Raw genomic sequence first — 14,038 nt, forward strand, 5'->3', positions numbered from 1 at the left:
AAGTTAATTTTATGGCACAGTGGAGTGCGCGCAGCTGGCGCGATAAGCCAATTCAACAACAACCCAGCTACCAAAACGAACAACAGCTGCATGATGTCGAAAGGCAACTAAGCCAGTTCCCGCCGTTAGTGTTCGCGGAAGAAATTCGTGCGCTGAGAAATCAACTAAGCGATGTCTGTCAGGGAAATGGTTTTCTGCTCCAGGGCGGTGACTGCGCTGAGTCGTTTAGCGACTTTAATGCCCCAAAAATAAGAGACACTTTTAAAGTTATTCTGCAAATGGCCATTGTAATGACCTTCGCGGGGTCGTGTCCGGTAACCAAAGTCGCACGAATGGCGGGGCAATATGCTAAGCCGCGCTCCAGTGACTTTGAGTCTGTTGATGGTGTTAACCTGCCAAGTTATCGCGGCGATATTATTAATGGCTCTGAGTTTACAGAGAGGTCTCGAGAGCCGGATCCTGAGCGTATGCTTAAGGCGTATCATCATTCGGCGGCGACGCTGAATTTGTTGCGGGCGTTTGCACAGGGCGGTTTGGCAAACTTACATAAGGTTCATAAGTGGAACTTAAGCTTCATTGCGTCAAACCCGTTGAAAGAACGCTATCAGCAAATCGCGGAAGAAATTCAGTCAGCGCTGCGTTTTATGGAAGTATTGGGCATCAATGCAGATAATAATGCGACCATCCACGAAACCTCGCTGTTTACCTCTCATGAGGCCTTATTGTTGCCTTATGAGCAGGCGTTAACTCGTACAGATACATTAACCGGCTTACCCTACGACTGTTCTGCCCATATGGTTTGGATAGGGGAGCGTACGCGTCAGTTAGATCATGCGCATGTCGAATTTATGCGCGGCATTAATAACCCAATAGGCGTAAAAGTCGGACCGAAAATGCCTGAAGATGAGCTTATTCGCTTAATCGATGCGCTTAACCCGGATAACGAAGCGGGGCGCTTAACGCTCATTACCCGTATGGGAGCAGATAATCTGGCTGAAAATATGCCACGTCTGGTACGTCGAGTTAAAGAAGAAGGTCGCAACGTTATTTGGTCCAGCGATCCAATGCATGGCAACACGATAAAAGCGGACAATGGCTTGAAAACACGTTCTTTCGACGCCATTCATAAAGAATTGAGACAGTTTTTTGCTATTCACCAGTCAGAAGGCACGTATCCCGGCGGTATTCATTTAGAGATGACCGGGGAAGACGTCACAGAATGCACAGGTGGAGCTTATAAAATCAGCGAAGAAGACCTGTCGAGTCGTTACCGTACACAATGCGATCCACGACTTAATGCCGATCAAGTGTTAGAATTGGCGTTTTTAGTGGCCGAGTCGCTTAAAGCTGCGCGCAATGGCGAAGGCTAATTTTCTATTTCATTGAACGTATAAGAGGACAACCGTTGTATGTCACAGCAGGTAGAGCAGTTATTTGAGAATTTGTGGCAAGATTACTTATCTCGCACGCCATCGGCAGAAAAAGTTCACAAAATACTGGGTGAAGGGCATCCGATCATTAACGATCACGTCGCCTTCAGAACATTCGATATTGCTCCGGTTGGCTTAGAGGTTCTGGCACAGCACTTTCTGGACTTAGGTTACAAAGAAGGCGGCGATTACCACTTCGAGGCTAAGAAGCTTCGTGCGAAACACTTCGAGCATGATGACCCTGAGCTGCCTAAAGTGTTCATCAGCGAATTAATGACCAGCGAGTTTTCTGACGAATTGCAAGCCAAAGTCAAAGAGATGGTGGCGCAAGTATCGGAAGCCGATACGAAAAAGTCTGACTTCCTGTACTCAGGCACCCATTGGAAAGTTAGCCACGAAGACTATCTGGCGCTGTTAGAAGAAAGTGAATACGCTGCCTGGATGTCGGCGTTCGGTTACTGCGCTAACCACTTTACGGTGAGTGTTAATCAGTTGCCGGGCTACGAATCATTAGAGCAGGTAAACCAGAGGCTGAAGGATAATGGCTTTACACTCAATAGTTCAGGTGGCGAAATTAAAGGCTCGCCAGAGGTTTACCTCGAGCAGTCGTCAACAATGGCTGACCGTCATGACGTTGAGTTCTCAGACAAAACGGTCAGTATTCCAAGCTGTTTTTATGAGTTTGCGAAGCGGTACGAAATTGAGCCGGGTAAACTTTACACGGGTTTTGTTGCGGCTTCAGCAGACAAAATCTTTGAAAGTACTAACGCAAAATAAGCGCAAAATAAGCGTTAATGACAGAACGGCACTAATAGCGGTGCCGTTCTAAGTTGGTCTTCGCAAGAATCTTCGCGGCAATTTCTTCCACTGAATAATGGGTCGAATTGATAAACGGTATTGCCTCCCGGCGGTACAATTTTTCGACTTCAGCCAACTCAAACCGACACTGTGCTAACGATGCATAACGGCTGCCTTCCCTACGCTGACTGCGTATTTCATGCAGGCGCTGAGAGCTGAGCGTTAGACCAAAAATTTTATGCCTGTGCATTTTCAGCTCTTTGGGTAACTGCAAACGTTCAAAGTCATCGTCGTCGGTAAGCGGATAGTTGGCGACCTTAATACCGTATTGCATAGCCAAGTAAAGGCTTGTCGGCGTTTTACCCGTTCTTGAGACACCTACCAGAATAAGATCCGCCTTATCAAGCTGGTTGAGACGTTTACCGTCGTCGTTATCAAGGGCGTAGTTAATAGCATCTATTCGGAAATTATAATTCTTATGAACACCATGAGTGCGGTGGGTCTTCGGTTCGGCTTTAACGTTAAGCTCTTTTTCTACTGGTGTCACAAAGTGATCCAGGAAGTCATAGCAAACGCCCCCGCAATTCGTTATTTTTGACTTTAGCGTTTCATTAACGAAGGTATGGAATATCAGCGGCGGCTCGCCGCTCTCTTCTTTTGCTTTTTGAATGGTTTTACAGACATTTTCTGCTTTTTTTTGTGTATCAATAAAGGGCAGCGTTTTATGCTCGAATTTTACCGGAAACATTGAGAGCAGGGCATGACCAAAGGCCTCAGCGGTCAGTGCCGTGCCGTCAGAAATATAAAAGGCGTAGCGCACGTTAAGTCTCTTTTACAAAGGATTAATACAGCGATATTAACTTGTTGAGCTATAAAGTGTAAAATACCCGACACTTCCATGCCTAAAAAATTAATTGAGGACTGTGACGTGCAAGAATACGTAGTGTGGTACCAAGATCTGGGAATGCAGGACGTTAATCGTGTGGGGGGCAAAAACGCCTCTCTGGGTGAAATGATCAGCAACTTATCGGGCGCCGGCGTTGAAGTTCCCGGAGGTTTTGCGACCACAGCCGAAGCTTATAATCAGTTTTTGGAGCAAAGTGGTCTTAACGATCGCATTCACGATTTGCTCGACAGCCTCGATGTCGATGATGTTCAAGCACTGACGCAAGCCGGTCAAAAAATTCGCCAATGGATAATAGATACGCCATTCCAGAGCGAGTTTGAAAATGCCATTAAATCAGCATTTGAAACGCTGAGCGAAAACAACGACGAATTCAGTTTCGCTGTACGTAGCTCAGCGACGGCTGAAGACATGCCTGATGCATCATTTGCCGGACAGCAGGAAACATTCCTGAACGTTCGTGGCTTAGACAATGTGATGGAAGCCATTAAACATGTCTTCGCGTCATTATTTAACGACCGGGCAATTTCTTACCGAGTTCACCAAGGTTATGACCACCGGGGTGTAGCGCTTTCGGCGGGTATTCAACGTATGGTGCGTAGTGATATTTCGTCTTCGGGCGTTATGTTCAGTATCGATACTGAGTCAGGCTTCGAGGATGTTGTCTTCATTACCTCGTCTTTTGGACTGGGCGAAATGGTCGTTCAAGGCGCAGTTAACCCTGATGAATTCTACGTTCATAAGCCAACGTTAGAAGCCGGCCGTCCGTCGGTATTACGACGTACGCTGGGCAGCAAAAAAATCCAGATGATTTTCTCAGAAGACCGCGCGCACGGTAAACAGACATTAATTGAGGACATCGATACAGAGAAAAGCCGCACGTTCTCAATTACTGACGACGAAGTTGAAGCTCTGGCCAAACAAGCGCTTATTATTGAAAAGCACTATGGTCGTCCAATGGATATTGAATGGGCGAAGGATGGTGTTGATGGCAAGTTGTATATTGTTCAGGCACGTCCTGAAACGGTGCAGTCAAACCAGAAAGGTCAGGCTATAGAGCGCTTCGCTCTAAAAAGTAAAAGTGACGTAGTATGCCAGGGACGTGCTATCGGTCAGCGTATTGGTCGAGGTGTTGCGCGTGTTCTTAATGACATTAGTGAAATGGATAAAGTGCAGCCGGGCGATGTGCTGGTAACAGACATGACGGATCCTGACTGGGAACCTATTATGAAGCGCGCGGCTGCCATTGTAACTAACCGCGGTGGTCGTACTTGTCATGCGGCTATTATCGCACGTGAATTAGGGATTCCTGCGGTTGTCGGTTGTGGTGATGCCACTGACCATATTGCTAATGGCCAGGAAGTGACTGTTTCTTGTGCTGAGGGCGATACCGGGTATATCTATCAAGGACAACTTGATTTCGATGTCACCGAGTCTCGCATTGATGCGATGCCGTCGTTGCCGCTGAAAATTATGATGAACGTAGGTAACCCGGATCGCGCGTTTGATTTTGCTGGCTTGCCTCATGCTGGTATTGGCCTGGCACGCTTAGAGTTCATTATTAACCGCATGATAGGCGTGCACCCGAAAGCGCTGTTAAATTACGATGCACAAAGTGATGACTTGAAAGCTACTATCGATCAAATGATGGCGGGTTACAGCACTCCTCGCGAATACTATGTAGCGCGTTTGGCGGAAGGCATTGCCACTTTAGGTGCTGCTTTCTCACCCGAACGTGTCATTGTTCGCATGTCTGACTTTAAGTCAAACGAGTACGCGAACCTTATTGGTGGTAGTCAATACGAGCCGGGTGAAGAGAACCCTATGCTTGGGTTCCGCGGTGCTTCCCGCTATATCTCAGAGGAATTCCGTGACTGCTTTGCATTAGAGTGCGAAGCCATCAAACGGGTTCGTAATGACATGGGACTCACAAACGTCGAAATTATGATTCCGTTTGTCCGCACGCTGGAAGAGGGCCGCAAAGTTATCGAGCTTCTGGAGGAGCAAGGCTTAAAACAAGGCGAAAATGGCCTGCGCGTCATCATGATGTGCGAGTTGCCGTCGAACGCGCTGCTTGCTGACGAATTCCTCGATATATTCGACGGTTTCTCTATTGGCTCTAACGACTTAACTCAGCTAACTCTGGGGCTTGATCGTGACTCGGGTGTGATTGCGCATTTATTTGATGAACGCAATGAAGCCGTTAAAAAGCTGCTCGCTATGGCCATTCAAACGGCTAAGGAGCGAGGCAAATACGTTGGTATTTGTGGCCAGGGACCGTCGGATCATCCCGATTTTGCTGCTTGGCTGGTTGAACAGGGCATTGATTCCGTATCACTAAACCCTGATACCGTTATTGAAACCTGGATGTACCTGTCGGAACACCTATAAGTATGACCGCATTACCGAACGTTTCAGCGGAAAGTGCGTTACCGGACAATTACCAGAGCTTTTTAAAAGCATTAAAAGGCTCTGGTTTCTCCGGCGAAATTGATGTGAGCTACTCGGGGCGGCTAATTGCCGCTACCGACAATAGTGTTTACCAACAACTCCCACAAGCCGTTTTATACCCTAAAAAGCAATCTGATCTGGCTCTGGTGATGAAGTTTGCCGGACAAGATGCGTTTTCTGATATTCAGTTTTCCCCACGAGGCGGTGGCACTGGTACGAATGGCCAGTCATTAACGTCTGGCATTGTCGTCGATATGAGCCGACACATGAACAAAGTGCTCGAAGTGAATGCTGAGGAAGGCTGGGTTAGGGTGCAGTCGGGGGTCGTAAAAGATCAGTTAAACGATGCATTGCGCCCGCACGGCTATTTTTTCGCACCTGATTTGTCGACCAGTAACCGAGCAACCTTAGGTGGTATGATTAACACCGATGCGTCTGGTCAGGGCTCTTTGGTTTACGGCAAAACCAGCGATCATATCCTGGAACTGAAAACCGTGTTATTGGACGGTAACGTTCTGGACAGCGGGCCGGTATCACTTGAGCAAGCAGAAAGCATTGCACAAGGGAGTGACCGCATAGCCAGAATCTATAGGCAGGTCATAGACACTTGTGTTGGCGAAGAGCAGTTAATAGCGGATAAATTCCCGCCGCTGAATCGTTTCCTTACCGGTTACGATTTAAAACACGCCTACAACCCGAAAGAGCAGGTTGTTGATGTTTCAAGAATTATTGCCGGCTCAGAAGGGACGTTAGGCTTTGTCAGCGAAGCGCGTCTAAATATTACGCCGATTCCTAAGCATCGTGTGCTGGTTAACGTTAAGTACTCCAATTTCCAGGCTGCCTTAGAAAATGCGCCATTCCTGGTGGAAGCAAACGCAACGTCGGTTGAAACCGTTGACAGTAAAGTGTTGAACCTTGCGCGGGAAGACATTATTTGGAAGTCGGTCTCGCACTTGCTTGAAGATGTTGAAGGCAAGCGTATGGACGGTATTAACATGGTCGAGTTTACCGGACTTGACCAAAATGACATTGATACCAAGGTCAACACACTTTGTCAGCGTCTGGAGAAACTCATTAAGAGTAAAGACAATCAGGGCGTTATTGGCTATCAAATTTGTGATGACTTGCCGAGCATACAACTGATTTACGCAATGCGTAAAAAGTCAGTTGGTCTACTGGGCGCAACAAAAGGACGCCGCAAGCCGGTTGCTTTTGCAGAAGACACGGCCGTTCCGCCTGAAAAACTGGCGCCATTTATTAATGAATTCCGAGCATTACTCGATAGCAAAGGTTTGGATTATGGCATGTTTGGACACGCTGATGCCGGAGTCCTGCATGTTCGTCCGGCACTCGATTTAACAGAGCCGGCTGATGAGAGTTTACTGCGTGAGGTCAGTGACGAAGTCGCTAAGCTGACGCAAAAGTATGGCGGTTTGATGTGGGGAGAGCATGGCAAAGGTTACCGCTCGGAATATGCCCCTAAGTTCTTCGGTGACGATCTCTACAAAGAGCTACAAAAAATAAAAGCCAGCTTTGATGCTTGTAACCAGTTGAATCCCGGTAAGATCTGTACACCACTAAATACGGAAGCAGAGCTGGTTTCTGTCGACGCAATAAAACGTGGCTACTATGACCGGCAAATCCCCGTAGCTACGCGCGAGAGCTACCAAAACGCAATGGATTGTAACGGTAACGGCTTGTGTTTTAACTATGACACGTCGTCGGCTATGTGTCCGTCTTATAAAGTCACTCGCGACAGACGATATTCTCCGAAAGGTAGGGCGGGTCTCGTGCGTGAATGGTTACGACTGACTCAGAAAGAAGGCTACGATGCAGCGCAATCCCCTCAGCAAAGCCACTTTTTTGAGAAGCTTTCACGTCAACTTAAGACATCGGATGACTTTAACCATGAAGTGAAAGACTCCATGGATAAGTGCTTAGCCTGTAAGGCGTGTACCAATCAGTGTCCGGTCAAGGTCGATGTGCCGACGTTTCGGGCGCGTTTTTATGAACATTACTACAGCCGCTATTTCCGTCCATTAAAAGACTACCTGGTCAAGAACGTCGAGAAAACCGGACACATAGCCAGCCGCTACCCAACAGCCAGTAATGTGCTAATTAATAACCCCGTTTCTCGCTGGGTGCTTAAACATATTGTGGGTTATGTTGATACGCCGAGCTTTTCGACGCCGGATTTACTAACGGGGTGGAGCCAAAGCGGCTTCGATATTTTAGATACTGGCGATATTCTGGCGTTAAGTGAAACGGAAATAAGCCAAACGGTTGTTATTGTTCAGGATCCATTTACCAGTTTTTACGAAGCCGAGTTTGTTTTAGCTTTGGGTCACTTGGTATCGAAGTTGGGTTATAGACCAGTACTACTGCCTTTTGCAGGGCATGGTAAAGCGCAACATGTGAAAGGCTTTTTAAAAGACTTTGATGAAACCGCGCGAAAGGTCACTAAACAGTTACAAGCGCTTTCAGAGGCGGGTATTCCTTTAATTGGCCCAGATTCGTCAACAGCACTGATTTTTAGGGATGAATACCGAAAAGCCTGTAATGGCGAGTTACCACCAGTCAATGTCAGCACCGTGATTGAATGGCTTATGTCTGTGGATTTTGAGCCGCACGATCAAAAGCGATCGAGTCACTATGGACTGCTGCTGCACTGCACTGAACAAAGCTTCGTTCCTGAATCAGCGAAACAATGGCAAACGCTGTTCGCTAAGCTGGGCCTCACCCTGGATATTGTTAATGTCGGTTGTTGCGGTATGGCCGGTACGTTCGGTCATGAGCTTAAAAACCTGGATGACAGTATGGGCTTGTATCACATGGGTTGGCACGACGCGGTTCAACGTTACGGTAGTTCAGGAGTTTTGGTAACGGGGTTCTCCTGCCGCTCGCAAGTTAAGCGGGTAGAAAAAAAGCGGGTGAAACACCCGCTTGAAGTTATCTTACAAAGCCTGGTTTAATCACCAGGCTTTTTATAGGTTTTACTGCTTACCTTTGGCGATTATCTCTCTTGCCATTTCATCAGCAATAACGCCGGTTGGGCGGTCTTCTTCTTTAGCTCGTGCAAACAGCTTGTCTAGCGTGTCGTGAATAGCGCGAACACGCTTATCCGTTTCTTCTAAGCTCATGTTTGCCGCTTCAGAACAGACATGAATAACACCGCCAGCATTAATGACATAGTCTGGTGCATACAAAATGCCCATGTCTTTGACTGCCTGATCATGCTTAGGATTTGCTAATTGGTTGTTAGCGCTGCCCGCAATAATTTTCACTTTTAGCTGCTTCAGCGTTTCATCATTAATGGTTGCGCCTAATGCACAAGGTGCGTAAATATCAGCATCAACGCTGTATATTTCATCCAAACCAACGGCTTTTGCGCCTAACTCGTTAACTGCACGCTCAACAGACTCTTCGTTTATATCGGTAACGATAAGCTCAGCGCCGTCTTCTGCACAGTACTTAGCAAAGTCATAACCGACCGAGCCTAAACCTTGCACAGCAATTTTTACGCCTTTTAAGTCTTCGCTGCCCAAGCGGTGTTTTGCCGCTGCTTTTAAGCCCAGATAAGTACCCAAAGCTGTATGCGGGGAAGGGTCACCGGCTTTGTCAGCAGTACCGGCAACGTGGCTGGTTTCTTTGGCCACAATGTCGATATCTTCAGTACGGATGTTGACGTCTTCTGCGGTAATATAACGACCACTTAACGACTCAATGAAGCGACCATACGCACGGAACAGGTCTTCGCTCTTAACCTTCTTAGCGTCGCCAATAATAACGGCTTTACCACCGCCCAACGGCAAGCCAGCCATTGCGCTTTTGTAAGTCATACCACGAGACAGGCGCAGTACGTCAGTTAGTGCTTCAGCTGATGAGCTATAGTTCCAAAGGCGAGTACCGCCAAGGCTTGGACCTAATGTAGTGTCATGAATAGCAATAATTGCTTTCAAGCCAGATTCCTGGTCATGACAGAATACAACTTGCTCGTGATTATCAAATTCAGGATGCTCGAATAGAGACATGAATTCTAATTCCTTATTGCTTAAAAAATTGCGCGAACATTACCACGTAGGGCAACCGTTCGCTACTGAATAAAATCAATAAATACGCGTATTCAAACAGGTGTTTATCAACTTCTCTTTACAGAATTATTCAGGGGCTTCTTCGACGAAGAAGTAGTATCCACCTAAGTTGATAACGTCAGCCAAAAGTGCCTGGCTTTCGGCGATTAAAAAGGTTTCATTTAGCTCGGAAACCCCACAGCTACCATGCATTTCAGCAAGCTGAATCGCCGCTTGTTGTGCTGGCTCAGGTACATCGAGCCTTTCACCGTTTAAGTAGAAGCTGTCATTGTCCAGTCGCAGTAGGCGGGCACCCGGTGCACGTTCAATAAACGCGTTGCTTTGCTCCAGCATAGCGGGTATTTGCTCGGCGGTTACCGGCAGCTCAGGTTCGACGAGTGGACGTTTAGACTGAGACAGCAAACGAGCAATAATGTCGTTGGCGTCATCAGATTGAATAGCCTCTATCAATAATGACTTCATGGCGTCGAGCTGTGGTGCTGTAATGTCATAGCTTGGCGATAAATCGGAGCTGTCAGGATCGGTGTAACGTTTAGTCAGAACATCATTCGCCATAGCACTGTCGCCGAGTTGCCACAGAAGCTCTGCTTGTGACGGCGCTCGAAAACCAACGGAATAGTTTAGCGAGGGTTCAAGTGCGATGCCGTCGTGCGGGCAGCCGGCGGGAATGTAAAGTACATCACCGCTTTCGAGTTCTTCGTCAATAAGAACGCTAAAATCGTTATTAACTAAGCAAAGATCTTCAGTTGGCTGTGACTGCTGAAGTCTTTGACGCTCACCAACGCGCCAGCGTCGTTTGCCTGCGCCCTGGATAATGAACACATCGTACTGATCAACATGCGGACCTACGCCGCCGTTTTCACAGGAAAAGCTCACCATGACATCATCCAGGCGCCAGTCAGGCAGGAAGCGAAACGGCTGCAACAGCTTACCAACCTCAGGTACCCATTCATTCACGGACTGGACCAGTAAGGTCCAGTCGCTTTCGCCGAACGAGTCGTACTCCTCGAACGGACCGTGAGTGACCAGCCAGCCTGATTCGGTATCCGTATTCGTTTGCACAATACGGGAGTCAGCGCCTTCTTCCATGGCCAACCCGGCCAATATTTCCGGGCTAATAAGGTCTGAAAATGCAGTAAAGCCTTGTTTAATTAAACAAGGCTTTTTCTGCCAGCTATTCGCCAGAAACTCTTTTATATCGAGATTTAATGTCATACTAAGTCGTCAACGAATTGAATGGCACGCCCAATGTAGTTTGCCGGGCTTAGTGCTTTCATTTCATCTTTGGCGGCGTCAGGAATATCTAACGCGTCAATAAAATCACTCAGATCGGCTGGTGTAATGCGTTTACCGCGAGTTAACGCTTTGAGCTTTTCATAAGGCTTCTCAACACCGTAGCGGCGCATAACGGTTTGCACTGGCTCTGCCATTAGCTCCCAGTTGTCATCCAATTCGGCGGCCAGTTTAGCGTCATTCACTTCCAATTTGCTCAAACCTTTTTGTGTCGCCTGATAAGCAATTACCGCATAAGCTAAGCCGACGCCCAAGTTGCGCAATACCGTTGAGTCAGTCAGGTCACGCTGCCAGCGTGAGATAGGTAGCTTCTGCGCTAAATGCTGCATAATGCTGTTGGCAATGCCCAGGTTGCCTTCTGAATTTTCAAAGTCGATTGGGTTAACTTTGTGAGGCATGGTTGAAGAGCCGACTTCGCCTTCAATCGTTTTCTGTTTGAAGTGGTTCAGAGCAATGTAACCCCAGACATCGCGATCAAAGTCGATAAGTACAGTATTAAAGCGTGACAGGGCGTCAAAATACTCAGCAATGTAATCGTGCGGTTCGATTTGAGTGGTATAAGCGTTCCAGTTCAAGCCTAAAGACTCAACAAAACGCTCAGAAATACCATGCCAGTCGACGTTCGGGTAAGCGGCAAGGTGAGCATTGTAGTTACCCACCGCACCGTTGATTTTACCCATAATGTTAACCGCTTTAAATTGCTCAATTTGACGTTCTAAGCGAACGGCTACATTGGCGAATTCTTTACCCATGGTCGTTGGCGTTGCCGGTTGACCATGGGTGCGAGCCATCATTGGCACCGCTCGGTACTCTTTGGCCTTGAATTTTACGTCATTGAGGAGCTGTGTCATCATTGGCACTAGTACGTCGTCTCGTGCCGTTGCCAGCATTAAACCATGAGACAGGTTATTGATGTCTTCCGAGGTGCACGCAAAATGAATGAACTCAGACACATTATTGAGTTCGTCGTTTGATGCCACAGACTCTTTTAAAAAGTACTCAACCGCTTTAACGTCGTGGTTGGTCGTTCTCTCAATTTCTTTAATGCGTTCCGCATCTTCAACAGAGAAGTTTTCAACAATACCGTCGAGTACTGCATTCGCTTCGTCGCTTAATGCGGGCACTTCTTTAATGCCATCGACAGTTGCTAGCAATTGTAGCCAGCGCACTTCAACGGTTACTCGGAACTTGATCAGACCATATTCGCTGAAAATAGGGCGTAGCATTTCAGCTTTTGACGCATATCGACCGTCAACAGGGGATATCGCAGTGAGTGAAGATAAGGGCAACATACAAGGTTCTCCGAGTTATATATTAAGCAAGTTGAAGTAGCTGCTGAGCGGCTTTCAGCATCTGTTTTCTTGAAAAAATGAAATGGCGACGCTTACCACCGACTTGATTCCAGAGTATGGCACTGCGTACGCCAGCAAGTAACAGGGCACGGATATGATGCTGATTAGCATCGGATTTTAACACCTCTGGTTTACCATTGATTCGAATAGGCTGACCTAGTGGGCTTATTAACTCACGGTATACGCCAGCCATACTCTCTAAAATGCGGTATTGTTCAAAGCCAAACTCTTCTTTTTGGCGCTTTATTTGTGAAATGCGCTGACCCAGTTCGTCCAAAACTTTGGGTTCTTTCAATAAGCGTCTTGAGAGGTGCAGCATACCAATTAAATAGCGCGTCACCTCAACGTCTTTTTGGGAACTGCTGCCAATTTGGCGAACAAATGTCTGTAAACCAGGCTGGATATTCGCTAATCCACCGTAAACCTGTTCGATGGAGTCGGGCGACTGTTGTAACACACTGTGAACTAATGTGTCGGTAATGGATTCTGGATACAAACTGCCGCTGCGCGCTATTTTTTGTACCGCAGCGGCACTTAATGACATACCGGCTAATGCAATAACTCGCTGTTGCCAGTCGTTCATAGTTTTACCTCAAAATCGGTCAGGCGTTTTTCAATAATACCGCCCCCAAGGCAGACGTTATCGATATAGAACACCGCTGACTGGCCTGGTGTAACTGCCGCAACGGGGTCGTCAAACTCAACATGAACGTCACCATTGTTTAATGGTGTTACCTGACAGGCGATATCGTTTTGACGATAACGCGTTTTTACGGCACAGCGGAACGGTTCCGCAGGCGCTTCCCGGTTCACCCAATGCAGCTGGCCGGCAATTAAACCTTTAGAGTACAGGCGAGGGTGGTTCTTGCCTTGTGCAACAATCAGTACGTTACGTTCAACGTCCTTATCGACCACATACCAAGGGTCGTCAGAAGCGTTAGCCAGTCCACCAATATGTAAACCTTTGCGTTGACCAAGCGTGTGGTACATCAAGCCTTCATGTTGCCCAAGAACATCACCGTCGACGGTTTCGATGTCACCAGGCTTAGCCGGCAGATACTGCTGTAGAAAATCTTTAAACTTACGTTCACCAATAAAACAAATACCGGTAGAGTCTTTTTTATCCGCCGTTACTAAGCCTTGTTCCTCGGCAATACGTCGAACTTCAGGCTTTTCCAGTTCGCCAACCGGAAATAGCGTCTGCGCGATATGCTCATGACTCAGTGTATACAAGAAGTAGCTTTGATCTTTGTTATTGTCCAATCCACGCAGCATTTGCCATTTTTTGCCGTCATATTGGCGGCGAACATAATGGCCTGTGGCGATATAATCGGCGTCCAGCGCTTCGGCAGCAAACTCAAGAAAGGCTTTAAACTTAATCTCTTTGTTGCACATGATGTCCGGGTTCGGAGTACGGCCGGCTCTGTACTCTTCCAGGAAATACTCAAACACGTTATCCCAGTATTCCGCAGCAAAGTTAATGGTGTGCAGCTCAATACCCAATGTTTCACAGACTTTTTCAGCGTCAGCCAAGTCGTCGGCGGCCGCACAATACTCGTCCGTGTCGTCTTCTTCCCAGTTTTTCATAAACAGGCCTTCAACATGGTAGCCCTGTTGTTTTAGAAGATATGCTGAGACAGAGGAGTCGACTCCTCCGGACATTCCGACAATGACTTTTTTTACTGCTTCACTCATAAATTTGCTCGGACGTTTTGGCGT

10 protein-coding genes are annotated in these 14,038 nt (G+C 47.3%); 4 read left to right on the plus strand and 6 right to left on the minus strand.

The features are described from left to right. Positions 1-11 precede the first annotated feature (11 nt). Complete coding sequence (locus tag CEW91_RS06125) at positions 12-1,370, plus strand: class II 3-deoxy-7-phosphoheptulonate synthase (RefSeq protein WP_088768148.1); 1,359 nt, start codon at positions 12-14, stop codon at positions 1,368-1,370. Positions 1,371-1,409: 39 nt separating this feature from the next. Continuing rightward, positions 1,410-2,207 (plus strand): DUF1338 domain-containing protein, encoded by a 798-nt coding sequence (locus tag CEW91_RS06130; protein ID WP_088768149.1) that lies wholly within the window; start codon positions 1,410-1,412, stop codon positions 2,205-2,207. Between the two features lie 31 nt (positions 2,208-2,238). Here CEW91_RS06130 and ppsR read toward each other — a convergent pair whose 3' ends face one another. Beyond that, positions 2,239-3,048 carry a posphoenolpyruvate synthetase regulatory kinase/phosphorylase PpsR gene (gene ppsR, locus CEW91_RS06135; RefSeq protein WP_088768150.1) on the minus strand — a complete coding sequence of 270 codons (810 nt, stop codon included), beginning with the start codon at positions 3,046-3,048 and terminating at the stop codon, positions 2,239-2,241. A gap of 108 nt (positions 3,049-3,156) precedes the next feature. Here ppsR and ppsA point away from each other — a divergent pair, with 108 nt between their 5' ends. Both ppsA and ydiJ read left to right on the plus strand, forming a co-directional pair. After that, positions 3,157-5,523 (plus strand): phosphoenolpyruvate synthase, encoded by a 2,367-nt coding sequence (ppsA, locus tag CEW91_RS06140; protein ID WP_088769366.1) that lies wholly within the window; start codon positions 3,157-3,159, stop codon positions 5,521-5,523. A gap of 2 nt (positions 5,524-5,525) precedes the next feature. Continuing rightward, positions 5,526-8,555, plus strand: a complete 3,030-nt coding sequence (gene ydiJ / locus CEW91_RS06145) for a D-2-hydroxyglutarate dehydrogenase YdiJ (RefSeq protein ID WP_088768151.1) — start codon at positions 5,526-5,528, stop codon at positions 8,553-8,555. Positions 8,556-8,576: 21 nt separating this feature from the next. Here ydiJ and CEW91_RS06150 read toward each other — a convergent pair whose 3' ends face one another. From CEW91_RS06150 to mnmA, 5 genes are all read right to left on the minus strand, one after another. Then, entirely contained in the window at positions 8,577-9,614 is a 1,038-nt protein-coding gene (locus CEW91_RS06150) for a Glu/Leu/Phe/Val dehydrogenase dimerization domain-containing protein (protein ID WP_088768152.1), read from the minus strand. A gap of 126 nt (positions 9,615-9,740) precedes the next feature. Then, positions 9,741-10,889: a cupin domain-containing protein gene (locus CEW91_RS06155; RefSeq protein WP_088768153.1), complete on the minus strand. Its 1,149-nt coding sequence runs from the start codon at positions 10,887-10,889 to the stop codon at positions 9,741-9,743. After that, complete coding sequence (purB, locus tag CEW91_RS06160) at positions 10,886-12,256, minus strand: adenylosuccinate lyase (RefSeq protein ID WP_088769367.1); 1,371 nt, start codon at positions 12,254-12,256, stop codon at positions 10,886-10,888. The genes CEW91_RS06155 and purB overlap by 4 nt, the downstream gene beginning before the upstream one ends. A 25-nt stretch (positions 12,257-12,281) precedes the next feature. Beyond that, the gene (hflD, locus tag CEW91_RS06165; protein WP_088768154.1) at positions 12,282-12,902 is read right to left on the minus strand and encodes a high frequency lysogenization protein HflD; all 621 of its coding nucleotides are present in this window, start codon (positions 12,900-12,902) and stop codon (positions 12,282-12,284) included. Next, positions 12,899-14,014, minus strand: a complete 1,116-nt coding sequence (mnmA, locus tag CEW91_RS06170) for a tRNA 2-thiouridine(34) synthase MnmA (RefSeq protein WP_088768155.1) — start codon at positions 14,012-14,014, stop codon at positions 12,899-12,901. The genes hflD and mnmA overlap by 4 nt, the downstream gene beginning before the upstream one ends. Between the last annotated feature and the right edge of the window lie 24 nt (positions 14,015-14,038).

The organism is Idiomarina piscisalsi (assembly GCF_002211765.1).
Classification (GTDB): Bacteria; Pseudomonadota; Gammaproteobacteria; order Enterobacterales; family Alteromonadaceae; genus Idiomarina; species Idiomarina piscisalsi_A.